We start from the raw sequence: 19,426 nt of genomic DNA on the forward strand, positions 1-19,426 counted from the left end.
ACATACAGCTTTAACTTTTTACTAAGTATGTCTTACAAAAAAGATAACAAAATCAAAAGTAACTTTACATCGATTACGATCAGCTTAGCTTCTCCAGAAACTATTTTGGAGCGTTCAAGTGGTGAGGTTACTAAACCAGAAACTATCAACTACCGTACTTATAAACCAGAACGTGATGGTCTATTCTGTGAGCGTATTTTCGGTCCAGTAAAAGACTACGAATGTCACTGTGGTAAGTACAAGCGTATCCGTTATAAAGGGATCGTTTGTGACCGTTGTGGTGTTGAAGTTACAGAGAAGAAAGTACGTCGTGAGCGTATGGGACACATCAACTTGGTGGTTCCGGTTGCTCATATCTGGTACTTCCGTTCTCTACCTAACAAAATTGGTTATTTATTAGGCCTTCCAACGAAGAAGTTGGATATGATCATCTACTACGAAAGATACGTGGTTATCCAAGCTGGTATCAAAGAAGAAGATGGTATTTCATACATGGATTTCTTGACAGAAGAGGAATATCTAGATATCTTGGATACCCTTCCAAAAGAAAACCAATACCTGGATGACAACGATCCTCAGAAATTCATCGCTAAGATGGGTGCAGAGGCATTGGAAGATTTGTTGAAACGTCTAGACTTAGACCAATTATCATACGATCTTCGTCACCAAGCAGCGAACGAAACTTCCCAGCAACGTAAGAACGAGGCGTTGAAACGTCTTCACGTTGTTGAGGCTTTCCGTGGTGCTAATGATCATATCGAAAACCGTCCGGAATGGATGATCGTTAAGATCGTACCTATTATTCCACCAGAGTTACGTCCTTTAGTTCCTTTGGATGGTGGTCGTTTTGCGACTTCAGACTTAAATGACCTTTACCGTCGTGTAATTATCCGTAACAACCGTTTGAAGCGTTTGATCGAGATCAAAGCTCCAGAGGTAATCTTACGTAACGAGAAACGTATGCTTCAAGAAGCTGTTGACTCGTTATTCGATAACTCACGTAAGGTAAATGCTGTTAAGACTGAAGGTAACCGTGCTTTAAAATCTTTATCGGATATCCTTAAAGGTAAGCAAGGTCGTTTCCGTCAGAACTTATTAGGTAAGCGTGTTGACTACTCGGCTCGTTCGGTAATCGTCGTTGGTCCTCACTTGAAATTACATGAGTGTGGTCTTCCTAAAGATATGGCTGCTGAGCTTTACAAACCGTTTATCATCCGTAAGATGATCGAAAGAGGAATCGTAAAGACAGTTAAGTCAGCGAAGAAAATTGTAGATCGCAAAGATCCAGTAGTATGGGATATCCTTGAGAACGTATTGAAAGGTCACCCAGTATTACTAAACCGTGCACCTACGCTTCACCGTTTGGGTATTCAGGCTTTCCAACCAACCTTAGTTGAGGGTAAAGCGATCCAATTACACCCATTAGTGTGTACAGCGTTCAACGCCGATTTCGACGGTGACCAGATGGCAGTTCACTTACCATTAGGTAATGCTGCAATTTTGGAAGCCCAAATCTTGATGTTGGCAGCACACAACATTCTTAACCCTGCAAACGGTTCACCAGTTACAGTACCATCTCAAGACATGGTATTGGGTCTTTACTATATTACCAAAGGCCGTAAGACTGATGACAAGCTTGTGATGAAAGGTGAAGGAAGTACTTTCTATTCCGCAGAAGAGGTAATCATTGCCTTGAACGAAGCAAAAGTAGATCTTCACTCCTTTATCAAGGTTAAAGCTCGCGTTAAGACCAAAGAAGGAGAGTTCAAAGATCAAATCATTGAAACGACTGTAGGTCGTGTGATCTTCAACCAAATCGTTCCAGAAGAGGTAGGATACATCAATGAACTATTGACTAAGAAGTCACTTCGTAATGTCATTGGAGAGATCGTGAAGAACACGGGTATGGCTCGTGCAGCGAAATTCTTGGATGACATGAAAGAGTTAGGATTCCAAACAGCATTCAAAGGTGGTCTATCGTTCAACCTTCAAGATTTGAACATCCCTGCTGCGAAAGCTGATTTGATCACTCAAGCTACAAACGAAGTTGAAGAAGTAATGAACAACTATAACATGGGTTTCATTACGAACAACGAACGTTATAACCAAATCATCGATATCTGGACACGTATCAACAACAAGTTGACAGCGCACGTTATGGATATCCTTTCGAACGACAACCAAGGTTTCAACTCAGTATACATGATGTTGGATTCAGGAGCTCGTGGATCGAAAGAGCAGATCCGTCAGTTATGCGGTATGCGTGGTTTGATGGCGAAACCTCAGAAATCTGGTACTTCAGGTGGTGAGATTATTGAAAACCCGATCCTTTCAAACTTCAAAGAAGGTTTGTCGGTATTGGAGTACTTTATCTCTACCCACGGTGCTCGTAAAGGTCTTGCCGATACAGCGTTGAAAACAGCCGATGCGGGTTACTTAACCCGTCGTTTACATGATGTTGCTCAGGATATGATTGTTGTTGAGCAAGACTGTAACGGTTTACGCGGTATCTATACTACAGCGCTTAAGGATAATGATGATATCGTTGAACCATTGTACGACCGTATTTTAGGACGTACGCCATTGAACGATGTTGTTCATCCTGAGACAAACGAATTGATCGTTGCTGCAAATGATGATATCACTGAAGAAGTTGCTGAGGCAATCGAGAATGCAGGAATTGAAGGAGTTGAAATCCGTTCTGTATTAACTTGTGAGTCTAAGCGTGGAGTTTGTGCATGTTGTTACGGACGTAACTTAGCGTCAGGTAAACGTGTTCAATTGGGTGAAGCTGTCGGTGTAATTGCTGCTCAGTCAATCGGTGAGCCAGGTACACAGTTGACACTTCGTACATTCCACGTCGGTGGTACGGCATCTAACATTGCTGCTGAATCTTCGATCATTGCTAAATACGATGGTAAAATCGAATTTGAGAACGTTCGTACAGTAGAAAAAGAAGGTGAATTTGGTCCTTACCAAGTTGTATTGGGTCGTTCAGGAGAGATTAAAGTTGTAAATGACGATAAGAAAGTCCTTTACCAACAAATTATCCCTTACGGATCGAACCTATACGTGAAAGAAGGAGAGAAAGTGGAAAAAGGAACCAAGTTGGTAGACTGGGATCCATACAACGCTGTAATTATCTCTGAATTTGCTGGTAAGGTAGAATTTGATGCTATTATCGAAGGTATTACTTACCGTGAGGAATCTGATGAGCAAACTGGACACAAAGAGAAAGTGATCATCGAGACTCGTGATAAGACTAAAAACCCGACGATCAAAGTATTGGATAACAAAGGCGAAATCATTCGTTCATACAACATTCCAGTAGGAGCCCACGTTTCGGTATCTGATGGCCAAAAAGTGAAAGAAGGTGCGATTTTAGTTAAGATCCCTCGTTCTACAGGTAAGACCCGAGATATTACGGGTGGTCTTCCTCGTGTAACGGAGTTGTTCGAGGCTCGTAATCCTTCAAACCCAGCGGTTGTTACTGAAATCGACGGTGTTGTAACTTTAGGTGGTGTTAAACGTGGTAACCGTGAGATTTCGATCGAGTCCCGTGACGGACAAGTGAAGAAATACCTAGTTCCACTTTCTAAACACATCTTGGTACAGGATAATGACTTTATCAAAGCGGGTATGCCACTTTCAGACGGTCAGATTTCCCCTTCGGATATCTTATCGATCAAAGGTCCTTCTGCAGTACAGGAATACATTGTAAATGGTATCCAAGAGGTTTACCGTCTACAAGGTGTGAAAATCAACGATAAGCACTTCGAAACCATCGTTCACCAAATGATGCAGAAAGTGAATATCGAAGATCCAGGAGATACTCGTTTCTTAGAAAAAGAAGCTGTAAACAAATGGGATTTCATGGAAGAAAACGATTCACTTTACGACAAGAAAGTGGTTGTAGATGCTGGTGATTCTAAATCATTGCGTCCAGGACAGATCGTAAACCTTCGTAAATTGCGTGAAGAAAACTCTAGCTTGAAACGTCAAGACTTGAAATTAGTGGAAGTGCGTGATGCTATTCCTGCTACTTCTAGTCCATTGTTGCAAGGTATTACCAGAGCTTCATTAGGTACGAAGTCATTTATCTCTGCTGCTTCCTTCCAGGAAACTACCAAAGTATTGAACGAAGCTGCTATCGCAGGTAAACGTGATAACTTGTTAGGATTGAAAGAAAACGTAATTGTTGGTCACTTAATCCCTTCAGGAACAGGTTTACGTCAATACAGCAACATCATCGTTGGTTCTCGTGAAGAATACGATCAGTTGTTGGCTTCTAAAGAAGAAGATTAATATCGAAAGATTTAGGAATTAACCTTCCTAAAGGATATATAAAAAGCTCGGCTCCTGTAGCCGAGCTTTTTTGTTTTTGGGAGAATTAAAGATTTTTATTAACAATTTCATATTATATTTGTTCCTCTGATTATGACTGACATCGCATCTATCGACTTTATCATCACTCAACTTGTATGGGATTGGAATGACTTGTTGAAAGCCGTATTATCACTTTGTGCCGGATTTGTATTGGGATTCGAGCGCGAGTGGAAGGATAAATCAGCTGGTTTCAAGACCATTTCAATTATCTGTTTGGGGAGTACCTTGTTTTCCTTGCTATCCTTTAAATTGGGTGCTGGAGAATCGGAGGATGCCACTCGGATAGCCTCGTACGTGGTTTCAGGTATTGGTTTCCTAGGTGCTGGGGTGATCTTCAAAGATGGGGTGAATGTAAATGGATTGACTACAGCCAGTATTATCTGGATGTCAGCAGCCATTGGAATGGCAATCGGTTTTGGAGTCTATGTCATCGCGGCCATTTTCTTGCTTGCTTGTTTTGCCATTATTGTTTCGGGACCCTTATTGAATAAATATGTAATCCACAATATCGTGCGCTTGGTAAGTGTCAGTATGAAAAGGGAGGACCTGGATGCCAAGGATCAATTGTTGACAGCTATCAGACCGCTTTCTAAGCATGTGAAAATAAAAAAGCAGACCATGTCTGCCGATTTATTGACTATTGAACTTGAGGTGCTGATCGATAAAAGAAATATCCGCAAGTTTGAAAGATCTATTCTTGAAAACAAACAATTGGTTGAGATTAGCCTATAACAGATCAACCCCCTCTTTTTGCCCAATTCAATAGGTTTCTGCAGTTTTCAGCAATCTGTCCGAATTCATACTTCCCATTGACTTTTACGAACAGTTTCGAGCCAAGTCCCACAGCACTGACTCCGGCTTCAAACCATTTGTTGATACTTTCCGATGAGCAGTCTACGCCACCCGTTGGCATAAACCGTAAATTTGGAAAGATAGGTTTGATGCTTTTCAGAAACCCAGGACCTAAGGTGTCGCCGGGGAATAGTTTCACGAAAGTGCAGCCAGCCATTTGGGCATCGGCAATTTCGGTAGGAGTCATGCAGCCCGGAATCCAAAGGATGTTATTCTTCTTGGCAGAACTCGCAACACATTCCGAAAAAATAGGACTCACCAAAAAGTCTGCTCCCAGTTCAATAAAACGGTCTGCATCATCCGCATGCATGATGGTTCCTATCCCCAGTTTCAGATCGGGGAAGTGCTCTTCCTTATAGTTACGCAAGGCCTTGAAATTCTGTTCCGCTTCCGCACCTCGGTTTACAAATTCAAAAACCCTAATACCGCCTTCATAGCAGCTTTGTAGGGCCTGAATGCAGGTATTGACGTCATCATCATAAAAAACAGGTAAGACTGGATTTCGAATGATTTCTTTGATAATTTCTTCTTTCATCTTAGTTGGCTTTTCCATTTCCAAAATCTCCTTCTACAAATAATTTTTGATAACCAGCTCCAGTTGCGAAGTCTATGGTTTCCTGTGCAGGCATGCCTTGCCTTAGGGCATGGATCAGCCCCGCCATAAACGCATCACCACTACCGATCCTATCGATTACAGCTTCTGTTTCAAAAGTGGCTGAAATGCTGTCCTCGTTTCTGTTATGGTAGGTGCCATAAAACAGATTATGTTTTGGATGGTCCATGAACCTGAACGTATTGGCGATATGTTTCGCTTTGGGGAAAGCCTCAAAAATATGCTTTGCAGAGATTTGGGAACTGTTGAAATAAATTTCTTTGGTTGTCTGGCGATTTAGTCCTATTTCCACAGGGCTATTCAACATGTTTTGTGCCGCCCAGATATTCCCCATGATGACATCACAATAAGCGACCAAGTCTGGCATGACTTCCAGTGGCTCTTTGCCATATTTCCAGAGTTTGCTCCGGAAATTGAGGTCCACAGATATCGTGATCCCTCTTTGATCGGCCTCCTTCAGTACCGTTTCCATCAGGATTGCCATGTCTTCGGAAAGTGCCGGTGTCAATGCTGACCAATGGAACCAATCCACATCTTGAAACAACAGGTCAAAATCGATGTCCTCAGGTTTTAACAGACTGAAACTTGAATACTTTCTATCGTATACCACCTCGCCACTGCTCAGTCCATTTGCCGAAAGGAGGATATAGCTGCCGATGCGATCGCCTATTCGGATAGCCTTGGAACAATCCACACCTAAATGCTGAATGCTTTCCAGCAGCTCCTTTGCAAGGGTATTCTCAGGAAAGGCCGAATAGAACTGGACCTGATCCCCCATTTGGGCCAAACCAACAGCAACATTGGCTTCTGAACCACCTGGGAAAATTTTTAAACGATTATTTCCACCCTCAAAAATCGACTCACTGAGGCTTTGAAGGCGATACAATACTTCTCCGAATGTTAATATCTGTGGCATAGGTCAAACTGAACAACAATATAATAGTTTTTGATGGATTGTTGCAGCGATTTTACGAAAACGTTTAAGTAATAATCCTGTTTTCCATGTCGATTTTTCCCTTTAATTTCTGTATTATTGGATAATAATCAACTATAAACTATGACTATTCTAGATAAATTCTCCCTTAAAGATAAAGTTATCGTTATTACAGGAGGCACCGGAATTTTGGGCAAATCCTTCGTGAAGGCATTAGCTGAAGCCGGCGCTAAAATCTGTATTATCGGGAGAAACCAGGAAAAAATCAATGAACGTATCAGCATGGCCAATGACCTCGGGGCAGAAGCCATAGGTATTGTAGCAGATGTGATGGATGAGCAGTCGGTCAAGGATGCCAAACAACAGATCGTGAACCGTTATGGTAGCATCGATGGCCTGATCAATGCCGTGGGAGGAAACATCCCAGGGGCAACGATCGCTGATGATCAAAACATATTTGACAATAAAATCCAGGATACCATAAAAGCAATCGAGCTAAATCTTTATGGAACCATTATTCCGACCTTGATTTTTGGGGAACTTATTGCTAACAAGGGCAAGGGTTCCATTATCAATATTTCTTCCTTGGCAGCATCAAGACCCTTGACCCGTGTGCTGGGCTATACCGTAGCCAAGCATGCCATTGATGGCTTCACCAAATGGATGTCCACTGAATTGGCTTTACGTTATGGTGACAAGGTGCGTGTCAATGCTATTGCACCGGGAGTTTTCTTAACGGAGCAAAACAAGACCTTATTGACCAATCCAGATGGCAGTTATACCGATAGGGCTCAGAAGTTTATCAATGGGACACCATATCGAAGATTGGGTGACCCGTCTGAATTGGAAGGAACCTTAGTTTATCTCTTGAGCGATGCTTCAGCATTTGTTTCTGGCGAGATCATTTTTGTCGATGGTGGCTTTAACTCTTGGTGTGGCGTATAACATGGAAAACAAAAAATTCTTAGAACAAACTTGGCGATGGTACGGACCTAATGATCCGGTATCATTGCAAGATGTGAAGCAAGCTGGGGCTACTGGCATAGTTTCGGCTTTGCATCATATCCCACATGGTGAAGTATGGCCGTTGGAGGACATACAGGAAAGGAAAAAGATAATTGAAGAAGCAGGATTGTCATGGTCGGTTGTAGAATCCGTTCCTGTACACGAAGCTATCAAAACAAGATCTGCCGAGGCTGACCAATATATTGAGCGTTATAAGCAATCGTTGCAGAATTTAGCAGCTTGTGGTATCAAGACGATCTGCTATAATTTTATGCCAGTTCTGGATTGGACTAGGACCCAGTTGGACCTGATCATGAAGGATGGTTCCAAAGCGCTCTATTTTGATTGGATCGACCTTGCTATCTTTGATATTTATATCCTAAAGAGAGAAGCAGCTGCGCAGGACTATTCCCAAGAAATTCAACAGCTAGCTGAGGAGAAGTACAACAAGATGTCTGCGGAAGAGAAAACAGATCTTCAATTCAATATCCTGATGGGCATTCCAGGTGAAGGTGATATTACCTTGGAATCTCTACAAAATAGCATCAATATCTATAAAAGTATTGGAAGGGAAGGATTAAAACAGAACTTGCTTTATTTCTTGGGGGCCATTGCTGACACCTGTGAGGTCAATGGAATCAAGATGACTATTCACCCTGACGACCCTCCGTATGCAATCTTAGGGCTTCCTAGGGTGGTTAGCAACGAAGAAGATTTAGTGTACATTATTTCAGAACAGCCTAGGGAATTCAACGGAATCTGTTTCTGTACCGGTTCTTTAGGCGCTGGTCCAAAAAACAACCTTCCTCAGATCTTGGACAAAGTGAAACATCGTGTTCATTTTGCGCATCTGCGAAATGTAAAACGTGATGCCATTGGAAGCTTCTATGAGGCAGACCATTTGGATGGGGATGTGGATATGTATGCCATCGTAAAGGGCTTGAGTGAAGAAAACCAACGCAGAGCATTGGCCATTCCATTTAGACCTGACCATGGGCATCAAATGCTCGATGATATCAATAAAGTGACCAATCCTGGTTATTCTGCCATTGGAAGACTTCGTGGTCTGGCTGAATTGAGGGGTTTGGAATTAGGAATTTTGAGATCTTAACCAAGGATCTACCAACATAAACAACAAATTATGGATACGAGTAAACCTACGAAATATAGGTGGACGGTTTGTGCACTGATATTTTTCGCAACGACCATCAATTACCTGGATCGGCAAGTCCTTTCCTTAACCTGGAAAGATTTTATTGCCCCAGAATTCCATTGGACCAACAATGACTATGGTAATGTTGCGGCCATATTCTCTATTGTCTATGCCATTTCCATGTTGTTATCTGGTCGTTTTATCGACAAGCTAGGAACAAAAAAAGGCTATTTATGGGCAATTGCGATCTGGTCGGTAGGCGCTATCCTGCATGCTTTCTGTGGCATGATCACATCAGGTGTTCTCGCGGGCGAATGGTTGGTCAGTTTTGGTCAGGCCAAGGAAATTATTGCCGGTATTGAAGATGTAACCAAGGTGGTTAATATTTCTGTCACCGTCTTTATTTTTGCACGTATCATCTTGGCGTTGGGAGAGGGTGGAAACTTTCCGGCAGCCATGAAAGCCTGTGTAGAATACTTTCCAAAGAAGGACAGGGCATTTTCTACTTCAATCTTTAACTCAGGAACGACCATTGGAGCACTTTTAGCGCCATTGATTATTCCCGTGATTGCAGCCAAATACGGTTGGGAAATGTCGTTCATTATTATTGGGGCCTTAGGTTTCATCTGGATGGGATTTTGGCAGTTTATGTACAAGAAGCCAGAAGAAAACCCGCATGTGAATGCAGCTGAACTCGCCTATATCAAGCAGGATGTGGATCATGGAGAGGTTGCTGAGGCCGATAAAACGGTGAAAGCAAAAGTCTCCATCCGTGAATGCTTAAAATTCAAACAGACCTGGGCCTTGATCTTCGGGAAGTTCCTGACCGATGGGGTATGGTGGTTTCTCTTGTTTTGGTTCCCAGCCTATTTAAGTTCAGTATATGATATTAAATCCTCGGATATAGAGGGGCAGGTTGCTATATTTGTTCTTTATGCCATTACTATGTTATCCATCATCGGTGGCTGGTTACCGACCTATTTTGTAGAAAAGAAAGGTATGGAGGTTTATGCAGGTCGAATGAGAGCCATGCTGATCTTTGCGTTCTTCCCTTTGTTGATCCTCTTTGCACAGCCTTTGGGTGAATATTCGTATTGGTTTCCGGTTATCCTGATCGGTATAAGTGCAGCGGCGCACCAATCATGGTCTGCCAATATATTCTCGGCCGTAGGTGATATGTTTCCAAAGAAGGCGATTGCGACAGTGACCGGTATAAGTGGTCTTGCTGGTGGGGTTGGCTCTTTCTTGATCAATAAAGTTTCGGGTGTCCTGTTTGACTACGCCGAACAAACCAATATGAAAGTGTTTGGATTTGAAGGAATTGAATCTGGATACTTTATCATCTTTGCCGTGTGTTCGATAGCCTACCTTTTGGCTTGGACCATCATGAGAATATTGGTTCCAAAAATGAAACTAATTCATCTATCATAATTGCCTTTTTCGATTGACCTTATTCAAATGAAACTGCTATAATTATCTGCGAAATTCAATGGTTCAGTGCCGTTGTTTTAGAAGTATTTCAACAGGTCCATAACTATGATCTTGGTCCATTCTCTCATCCATTTAATCCTGGTTCATACGGAGGAATGGAAAGGGGGTGCATCTTAAAATAGTTTAGAATGCCATGATCAATATGATAAGATACCACTAATTCTTTTTGAACAAACCTGGCAAGGCTGGTTTTTTACCTGCTTTGATGGCTTTGATAAAAGGTAAAAATTCATTCTTATACCAAGGGATATTTTCCCGAAAACGATCTGTCAATCGACCTTCCATGGTATCATAGATTTTCAGGGCTTCTTTTTCTTTACCTTGATGAATGAGGTTATGGATGAATATCTGACTAATGGAATACAGATCATTGAACAATAAAAAATCGTTTATCGGATCCATGGATTCAAATATTTTGATATACGAAGAAAAGGACTTAGCGAAGAAAGGTTTAGGAAACTCTTTATTGATTCTGTCCAAATAACTTGTTCCCAGACCATCGAGGTATTGCAAGAAATGCTCGGTTGATGTAGCGATTCTTTTTCCAGAAGATTTTAACGGAAGAACCCATAATCCTAAAAAGTTGAGATTCTTTTCGACTTCATCATTGTCAATAAGTTCGAAAGGATTGGTTTTAAACTGAGCGTCTTCCAAGTTCTTGCTCAGCGACTTCTCCTGCCATTCCAAAAGCAATCCATGCTGTACATATTGGATGGCGAAAATAGAACTTAAATCTACATCTAAGCTTATTTCCGTGAAGAGACGATTTGTTCTATTACCATCTGATACATCTTTGTACCATACCCAATTGCATTTATCCGATGGTTGTTCAACCTTTTCCTCCAAGAATGTCCATGAACTTTTTTCCATCTTCTCCTTGACCATGCTTGAAATCATCTCGATATGCTGAGGTAATTCCAGGGCAGCCTTTTTTTCCTTGAGGTAGCTAGCGTATATTTTTTCGATAGATTTTTTGGGGTCCATCAAAAAGCTGAGCTTGGCTCTTTCATCAGGATCTGTCAGCCCGGACAATTCATCTGAAAGTCTAGGGACTTCAAAATCTGTCTCCTTCTTCTTGATCTTTAGTAAATCATGTTGGCTGAGGAGTTCATGTAGCTTGATCAAATCAGGATTATTGATCCACTGCTCAAAATCTTTTGTAAAACCTTCCTCTGCACCAATATCTGCTTCTAGATAGGCATTGACGAAAGCAAGATAAAAATTATGCATCAGCTGCTTGTTGCCTTGTTTTTCCGATAGTTCAATCATTTCAGTGATCAAATGTGGAATGGGAATATGGGCCACTTCTTCGGGAGCTTCTTTCCATTGTCCATTGTCCAGCAATCTTTTCCAGGCATCAGAACCATACTCAGGGAAAAAATTGCCGTCTTCCTGATAGACAACATCAGCCTCCTCATTGTTGACATCACCGAGGAGCCAGTCGGAATCTTCTAGGTTTTTGAAATAATCGGGGTTCTTTTTATAGTCAGGATGTTGATCAATGGGAAGCTTCTTGATAAATCCAATTTTTTCCAAATACGGGAAACAACGTAAAACAGTATAGCTCGTATCAAATCGATTTTGGAATTGATAGAGATTGAAAATGATTTTACGTTGTTCCGCGACAGGAAGAGCAGATCTTTCCAGAAGGTGAACTGCATCTTCAACCAAATTTTCTATAGCATGATATGACATAATAGCGCAGTATTTGTATGAATTAAAGATGCAAAAGATTATCCTCTTGATCTTTAACAAAACATATGCAGACTATTTACATATTATCTACATTTATTGAGAAACAACAGTTTCCTGCACTTTTTTATCTACAAAAATCTTGTTTAGGAGTATTTGCTTGATGGATGTCGGTTCTACATTTTCATCCAATCCATCAAAATCACCAATTAAAATAGGGTAGTATTCAGGGTCTACATCTACAATGCCATGTGAACCTTTCACCAATGATGCATCTAATGGAGTAATATCCAGAACAGCTGCAAAACCTATTTTCTTTAAGATGAGTTTGCCGATTGCCCTAGACTTCGAGGTCATAAACATTTCCACCGGATCGTAACCCGGTTTCTTGTGTATATCTACCATTCTGGCATAGTCCGGTGCAACAGCATCATCTTCCCAGAAGTAATAGGTAAACCAAGCATTAGGATTTGCTAGCAGCACCAAATCTCCAGAACGCTCATGGTCGATTTTATAGGCCTTCTGTTCCTCCTTGTCCAACACCTTGGCTACACCAGCGACCTTGGACAACAAGGTTTTAAGTTTATCTCGGGTTTCCGGAGTTTTGGTATATACATGTGCAATCTGGTGATCAGAAACCGCAAATGCCTCTGAAGCTCCAGCATCCAATAGTTCCAAACCTCTTTCAATCCGGATATCGATCAGGCCTTCTTTACGTAGGATCCTGTTGATATGGATAGGTTGATCGACTGGTCCAATGCCGTATTCCGATAAAAGGACAACTTCCACATTTCTTTTTTGGAAGAAGGTCGTAAGTTTTTCAACCAGTTGATCGATTTGTTTCAATTCCGCTGCGACACTTTCTCCTTTTGGACCGTATTTCTGTAAGCAATAATCCAAATGTGGAAGATATATCAGATTTAGGGTCGGTTGATGTTTCTCCTCCACATACATGGCCGAATCGGCTATCCAATTGGAAGAGGTGATATTGGCATTGGGCCCCCAGAAGTTAAATAGAGGAAATTTTCCGAATTTTTCTGTCAATTCATCGCGAAGGCTGCTGGGGTAAGCATAGCAATCCGGCATCTTTCTGCCATCGGCCAAGTAATTTGGTCTCGGTGTGGCCGAGAAATCTGCATCATTGTACATGTTGTACCACCAGAACATCTGTGCACAGGTAAAGGCAGGATTCTGTTTCTTTCCGGTCACCCAGATGTTTTCGCCTTGGACCAATTTGTTGGATTGTTTCCAGAATTTAATTTCAGAATCGGTATGGTCATACCATCCGTTGCCAACGATTCCATGTTCATTCGGAGCGACCCCAGTTAAATAGGTAGTCTGTGCAGAGGTGGTCAATGCTGGCAAAACCGGTTTGATCTTACGCAATTTATTCTCTTTTATGAATTTCTCAATGAACGGGGTATGTTCTCCAATTACGGAACTTGAAAGCCCAACAATATCTATTACAGCAATTCTCTTCATATTTAATTCCTTAATTTATTCAATAACCAATTCAATTCCCTTGCGATCGACTCTTCAATAGGAGCCTGCAAGGATTTTGGCAATACGCCCCAGGTATATGTCTCTACCTCGATATGATTTGTTCTTTGCTTTTCCTTATGCAGGTCAATGACCTTTAAGATATCGCCTTGGGTAGAATCCAGCTCACCATAACTTTCCAAAAAGATAGGGACATGAAAATGGCTTCTCCATTCCACATGATTTGCATCATTGCTGTCATTTAATGCATCAGGAAGGTCCTTATATTTGATCAGGTTTCCCTCGCTATCTTTTGCAATGACCTGATGCAAATAGATCGGTTCATTAAATTCTTTCAGCTTGTTTTTTTGGATTGCCCTTTTATCTGGATCCTCAGCAAGCGCTACTTTTAAGGCCGAACTGACTTGGAATTTGCCAATTTTGATGTTCAGTTTTTCCAATTCATCCATGCTCTGTTGATGATCTTCATATTCCAGTGCAAAATGGCAGACATCATAGCATAGGCAGATATATCTGTTGATGATTGCCTTGGCTTGATCATCATCCAGTTTATATTTTTCCTTAAAATACTCGGTAGCCATTGGGATCAACTCTTGGCTGTACCAAGCGATAAATTCCCTTGAGTCTTCCAACATACCATCCGGTTCAGGTTCAATATCAAGGTGCATATAAACAGAGCTGTTCACCTCTTTTTGGTACAGGTGCTCAGCAACCAAGAGAATATGTTTTGTACAGATATCCCGCTTTTGTTGCCATTCCGCGGTGTGCTGCTCATGCCAAAAACGGTAGGATAGAGGAGAAGTGGAGATTCCACCTTCCTGGCCCTCCGGTAATAATTGCGCTAAGATGTCGAAAAGGTTCTTGGTATATTCATAGCGTTCTGTGCTTGTCCAATCCGGTGCATGCACTTTGTCCTTGACCTCTTTGATATGGAAATCACCATAAGGGAAACCATTCATAGTGAAGACGTAGATATGGTTCTGTTTCAACCAATCCTGAAAATCTTTTAAAGCTTGCGGCTGACTTAGTTCTTTGGCTGCTTGAGCGGAAAGTCGCAATCCCAATCCAAAGTCCTGTTCGGCTGAAACGGCCGCTTTTATCTTCGGTAGATTGTTTTTTAGCTCTTGAAAATGGTCTTTCCAGGCTTCGCCAGGATGGATATTGCTACAATAAGAAAGATGTGAATTAGCTAGCTTCATAGAAAGGGTTTTGATTTTTGCTAAAGTTCTTTAGGAAATCGATAGCTTGGATAATCAGGTCATAATCTAATTGGTGGTAATCTTTTCCTTTTCCCATTTTTTCCAAAAGGACCACGGTCAATTTTCCGCCAAGATGCTCTTGAAAATCAAGCAAACCTGATAGTAAAATAAACCTCGCCTCTTCGGAATCTAGGATGGAGTGATAAATCGGAAGTCCAAGATTGCGGATCAAGCTGACCACTCGAGTAGCCTCTTCTTCTGAAATATTGCCGATTAAATAAGAATATAAAACGTCCATGGCGATTCCAATGGCAACAGCTTCGCCATGCAACACTTGGAAGTCGGTCATCTGTTCCAATTTATGGGCACTCCAATGGCCAAAATCCAATGGTCTTGAAGAACCTAATTCGAATGGATCTCCATTACGGATATGTTCTAGGTGCTTATCGGCACAACGATAGATCAGATCTTCCATTTCTTCGGAATTCCTTTCCTTGATCTTGCTGGCATTTTTTTCTATCCATTCATAGAAAGATAAATCCTTGATCAGGGCCACTTTTATAGCCTCGGATACCCCCGCAACCCAAGATCTTTCGTCTAGAGTTTGCAAGAATTCATAATCATTGAAAACAGCCTTTGCTGGTGTAAAAGTTCCTAAAAAGTTCTTTTTCCCTTTATAGTTTACGGAGTTTTTAACACCAACTCCGGAGTCATTTTGAGATAGGACCGTAGTTGGAATACGGATATGTTTGATCCCACGGTGTGAGATCGCAGCGGCATAGCCAACAAGGTCCAAAATAGCTCCACCGCCAATGCCGATCACATAGGAATGTCTATCTATACCGTATTGGTCCACTGCCTGGATAATGGCGTCTAAGCAGCTTGTGTCATTCTTGCAGATTTCACCACCGGGAATGACCAAAGGTTCACTCGCCAGGAAAAAATCTTCCATTTCCATAAAATAGATAAAGATCTGTTCTGTCAGACCGGGATGTTTATCCATAAATCCAGCATCAATGACAAACAGGATCTTCTGTTTGAAACCGGGATTGCTGTTCTTGGCTAGAAAGTCCTTTAATAGGTTATTTCCTAAAGTGAAAAGACCTTTGGTGAAAAAGATGTTATATTGATATTCAATAGTGAATTTTTGTTCTAATACACGTTCCATTCTTAATAGGGTTTAGGTTACGGCAAATTTCTTGGCTAAGAAGATCGAAACCGGTAATATGGCACATACGGCCAATGCTAACAACCAATGGCCAGAAATGGCAATCCAGCTGGCATTCATTAATATCAGTGCGAGCACTCCAAATTTCACGGCTTTCCTGACATCCTGTGGCTGTAAGGTTTTCAAGGCCTTGGAAACCGGCGAACCGATCATAAGACTGAAAAGCAAGATAAAGACCAATGCCAGGTAATTTTTGCTGCTATAGGTGAAATAAAGGAGTGTTAAGATAACAATAGAATATAGACCAATGGATACCAGTAAGGCAGTTTTATTGCTGCCATATACTTCTCCACGGCTTATGTTTGTTACTGAAGCGATATAGATAATCGGAATGATGGCAATGTACCAGTAGCTCAATGAATCTGGTAAAACGGCCATTCCCAATAATAGGTTCAATCCTCTACAGCCTCCCATGACGATTGGGCCAGCTAAAAAATGATGTTTTGCTTGGCCATTGTACAGTAGGCACATCAGGACGATGGCCAATGAAATATAGAATGCCGCCATATTCACCTGAAAGGCTAAAAAGCATCCAATTGCAAAGGCTAATGTACCCAAGATACTGGCAGCGGATTTTTTGATCCTGCCCGAAGGAATAGGTCGTTCCGGACGCTCCACTTTATCCAGTGCAGCATCAAACACATCATTGAAGACTATGCCCCCAGTATATAAACACATACTGGAAATGGTAATCCAGATCAATGGATTGACCTGTGGCAAATCTTGTTGCAGAAACAAGCAGGCTAAAGCGACACCAGCTAAAACATCAGATATGGCTGTTAAAACATTGGACGGCCTGATGATTTGGATCCATGGTTTCAACATACGCAATGGTATTAAGAAATAATAATAGAATCCTTATTTAACCTAGGTTGTTGACCACCACGAAGGATTGTATTACCTTCAAATTTTTCATTCGGATCTGCAAATAATGTCTTGTCCAAAGTGCTAAGGTCAAGATGCTTGCTGACTTGGAAGGCATCCAATGCATTCTGATAGGTCACCTTTTCCACATCTTCTTTGGAAACACCATATTGGAGCATCAGGGCAGCAGTTTTGGGCACAGCCAAGGGGTCTGAAATTCCCCAATCTGCTGCTGAATTGACCATGATCCTTTCCGAGCCGTATTCCTTTACGATTTCCACCATGCGTTCATTTCCCATCTTGGTAAATGGATAAATGGTAAAGCCGGCGTAAAAACCACGGTCCAATACTTCTTTTACCGTTTCTTCGGAGTTATGGTCAATGATTACCGTTTGAGGATCGAGGCCATGTTCAATGGCAATATCCATACTTCGTGTCGTACCACGAGTTTTATCGCGGTGTGGGGTATGAACCTGAACGGGAAGTCCAGCTTCTTTAGCAAGCTCAAGTTGAGCTCTATAATATTTATCTTCAGCAGGAGTCTGGTCATCGAAACCAATTTCTCCAATGCCGAGAACTCCTTCCTTGTAAATGAAATGAGGAAGTAATTCCATGACTTGTTCTGCTAAAGCTTCATTGTTAGCTTCTCTAGAATTAAGCCCAATGGTACAGAAGTGTCTTATACCAAATTGGGAAGCTCTAAATCTTTCCCAACCAATCAGGCTACTATAATAATCTTTAAAGGTATCTATTCCAGTTCTAGGCTGTCCAACCCAAAAAGCGGGTTCGATCAGTAATAGGACGCCCGCATCAAACAGCGCTTGGTAATCATCCGTCGTTCGTGAAACCATATGAATATGTGGGTCCACAAATTTCATCCCTTTAATTAATTCAAAGTCTAGCGGCATTGGTTTCCCCATGCTTGCTAGGTCTCTATTTAATTCTGTGCACATTCCTGTCTGTTTTTAATTTTTCTCTAATAATTCTGGGCTATTGTTTTGCTGCTTCAAGATTTCTTTAGCGCGAGGAGGTAAGTGATCCTTCGCCAAAACCCATAACATGGGATGTATCTCTCGATTGGCAGAATCGCGTTCATAAATATAGTCGACAATGGAGTTTGCAAGATGGATATTGTTGCGGTCGTACAGACCGTAGATCTTCTTGATGTCCTTGCCGGTAAAAAAGCTTTTTAAAATCATTTGGTTCCAGGCCTCTTCATTTAAATAGGTAGCAGGAAACTTATTCTGCTCCATGATAGCGCCTTGCACCAGCCCAATATTATTCCGAATACCCTCTTGGCAACGGTCGATCCAGATTCTTGGGAACTGGAAGATGTTCAAAGCCGAATACAGGGCTTCTAGCTCCTGCATGTCTGCATAGTTGAACAACTTCTCGATAAAGGTAAAATAGGGTTCTTGTTGATCTTCGATCAAACCCAATAGGTAAACTCTCGCAAGTCTAAGTACGGTCCAATGGTCAACAATCAGCGGATTGCTATCCTCTTGGACCATACTTACTGTTTTATCCTTGCTGGTATTTAATTTCCTGCTCAATGAGGAAAATATCCTTACAAAACTTGTAGAATAATTATCTGCAATATTTCTTTCACACTCCTCTAAATAGCTTTTCTCCTCTGCGGTCAGCAGTTCGAATAAGGTATTTCTCACTTGTTCTTTCCATTCCATATTGCGGTTTATATTATAATTACTTTAAAATTTTTATCTGCATGTCTTTGTACTCTACTTTCATTGGTGGACCAACATGCACTTGAACACCAATCAATCCTTTTTCCTTGCGGTTTTCAGGATCATTGTCAATCACCTCGGCGATTACCTTTCCATTGATAAAATGTGTTAATTTATTGCCTTCAGCAACGATTTCCAGATCATTCCAATCATTGGGTTTTACTATGGTCTTTAATTCTTCATCGGTAGCTACTGAATCGATTACCTTCATATTTGTCCAGGCATTGCCTTTCGACTCGCCTTTATTTCCATCTGCAGGGTTCAATATTTCAGTTCGCTGACCACGGTATGCTAAGGTTGTTCGCTTTCGTTCCTCATAGTTTTGACCAGTGTAATTATTCTTTCCATCAATGTCTGCCTGATAACCTCGTAGGGCATTGGGCACCTCTGTGAAACGATCGCTTCTGTAATTTACACCACTATTTCCATTTTCGGAAATTTTAAATTTAGTTTTCAGCGAAAAGTCAGCAACATCACCACCGTTCCAGATCAAAAATGTATTGTTTTTCAATGGTTCTTGATCCTCACGGATCTCGCCTGAAAGGATCCCGTTTTCCATTTTCCAATAGGTCGTGTCACCTTCCCAACCGGATAGGGAATTGGGCTCAAACATCGCGATATAACCGTCTTCTAATCCTATGGTATCCGTAACTGCACTGTCCTGTTTATTGTTTTGTTCTGCATTGCTTCCGTTGCAAGAACCTAGTAAAATAGTAGCACTGAGGCAGATACAGCTATATTTGAATATTTTTTTCATAATGGAT

The 19,426-nt window shown here is 41.4% G+C and carries 15 protein-coding genes; 5 read left to right on the forward strand and 10 right to left on the reverse strand.

From position 1 onward, the window contains the following. Positions 1-27: 27 nt before the first annotated feature. A complete protein-coding gene (gene rpoC / locus ACWIB3_RS02375) occupies positions 28-4,305 on the forward strand; it encodes a DNA-directed RNA polymerase subunit beta' (protein WP_454290767.1) in 4,278 nt (1,425 codons plus the stop codon). Positions 4,306-4,437: 132 nt separating this feature from the next. Further along, positions 4,438-5,118, forward strand: a complete 681-nt coding sequence (locus ACWIB3_RS02380; protein WP_313260306.1) for an MgtC/SapB family protein — start codon at positions 4,438-4,440, stop codon at positions 5,116-5,118. Between the two features lie 4 nt (positions 5,119-5,122). Here ACWIB3_RS02380 and ACWIB3_RS02385 read toward each other — a convergent pair whose 3' ends face one another. Beyond that, on the reverse strand, positions 5,123-5,773 hold the full coding sequence (locus ACWIB3_RS02385) for a bifunctional 4-hydroxy-2-oxoglutarate aldolase/2-dehydro-3-deoxy-phosphogluconate aldolase (RefSeq protein WP_454290768.1): 651 nt from the start codon (positions 5,771-5,773) through the stop codon (positions 5,123-5,125). A gap of 1 nt (position 5,774) precedes the next feature. Further along, positions 5,775-6,767, reverse strand: coding sequence for a PfkB family carbohydrate kinase (locus ACWIB3_RS02390; protein ID WP_454290769.1), 993 nt, complete (start codon positions 6,765-6,767; stop codon positions 5,775-5,777). 141 nt (positions 6,768-6,908) lie between these two features. On the opposite strand from ACWIB3_RS02390, the gene ACWIB3_RS02395 reads away from it, so the two are divergent. The 3 genes from ACWIB3_RS02395 to ACWIB3_RS02405 are packed head-to-tail and all read left to right on the forward strand — an operon-like array spanning position 6,909 to position 10,374. Beyond that, positions 6,909-7,730, forward strand: a complete 822-nt coding sequence (locus ACWIB3_RS02395; RefSeq protein WP_185216004.1) for an SDR family oxidoreductase — start codon at positions 6,909-6,911, stop codon at positions 7,728-7,730. Between the two features lies 1 nt (position 7,731). Beyond that, complete coding sequence (gene uxuA / locus ACWIB3_RS02400) at positions 7,732-8,901, forward strand: mannonate dehydratase (protein WP_454290770.1); 1,170 nt, start codon at positions 7,732-7,734, stop codon at positions 8,899-8,901. Positions 8,902-8,931: 30 nt separating this feature from the next. Further along, a complete protein-coding gene (locus tag ACWIB3_RS02405; protein WP_185216006.1) occupies positions 8,932-10,374 on the forward strand; it encodes an MFS transporter in 1,443 nt (480 codons plus the stop codon). A gap of 216 nt (positions 10,375-10,590) precedes the next feature. On the opposite strand, the gene ACWIB3_RS02410 is transcribed toward ACWIB3_RS02405, so the two are convergent. From ACWIB3_RS02410 to ACWIB3_RS02445, 8 genes are all read right to left on the reverse strand, one after another. Beyond that, entirely contained in the window at positions 10,591-12,129 is a 1,539-nt protein-coding gene (locus tag ACWIB3_RS02410) for a hypothetical protein (RefSeq protein WP_454290771.1), read from the reverse strand. Positions 12,130-12,222: 93 nt separating this feature from the next. After that, the gene (locus tag ACWIB3_RS02415; protein ID WP_313260296.1) at positions 12,223-13,608 is read right to left on the reverse strand and encodes an alkaline phosphatase family protein; all 1,386 of its coding nucleotides are present in this window, start codon (positions 13,606-13,608) and stop codon (positions 12,223-12,225) included. Between the two features lie 2 nt (positions 13,609-13,610). Then, positions 13,611-14,825, reverse strand: a complete 1,215-nt coding sequence (gene eboE, locus ACWIB3_RS02420) for a metabolite traffic protein EboE (protein ID WP_454290772.1) — start codon at positions 14,823-14,825, stop codon at positions 13,611-13,613. Beyond that, on the reverse strand, positions 14,812-15,993 hold the full coding sequence (locus ACWIB3_RS02425; RefSeq protein ID WP_454290773.1) for a 3-dehydroquinate synthase: 1,182 nt from the start codon (positions 15,991-15,993) through the stop codon (positions 14,812-14,814). Before ACWIB3_RS02425 ends, eboE begins: the two co-directional genes overlap by 14 nt. Positions 15,994-16,005: 12 nt before the next feature. Then, positions 16,006-16,878 carry a UbiA-like protein EboC gene (gene eboC / locus ACWIB3_RS02430; RefSeq protein WP_454290774.1) on the reverse strand — a complete coding sequence of 291 codons (873 nt, stop codon included), beginning with the start codon at positions 16,876-16,878 and terminating at the stop codon, positions 16,006-16,008. Between the two features lie 11 nt (positions 16,879-16,889). Next, positions 16,890-17,870, reverse strand: coding sequence for a TatD family hydrolase (locus ACWIB3_RS02435; protein ID WP_214649433.1), 981 nt, complete (start codon positions 17,868-17,870; stop codon positions 16,890-16,892). Between the two features lie 12 nt (positions 17,871-17,882). After that, positions 17,883-18,602: an EboA domain-containing protein gene (locus tag ACWIB3_RS02440; protein ID WP_454290775.1), complete on the reverse strand. Its 720-nt coding sequence runs from the start codon at positions 18,600-18,602 to the stop codon at positions 17,883-17,885. A gap of 19 nt (positions 18,603-18,621) precedes the next feature. After that, positions 18,622-19,419 (reverse strand): 3-keto-disaccharide hydrolase, encoded by a 798-nt coding sequence (locus ACWIB3_RS02445; protein WP_454290776.1) that lies wholly within the window; start codon positions 19,417-19,419, stop codon positions 18,622-18,624. Positions 19,420-19,426 lie beyond the last annotated feature (7 nt).

It is taken from the genome of Sphingobacterium sp. NPDC055431, from assembly GCF_053644255.1.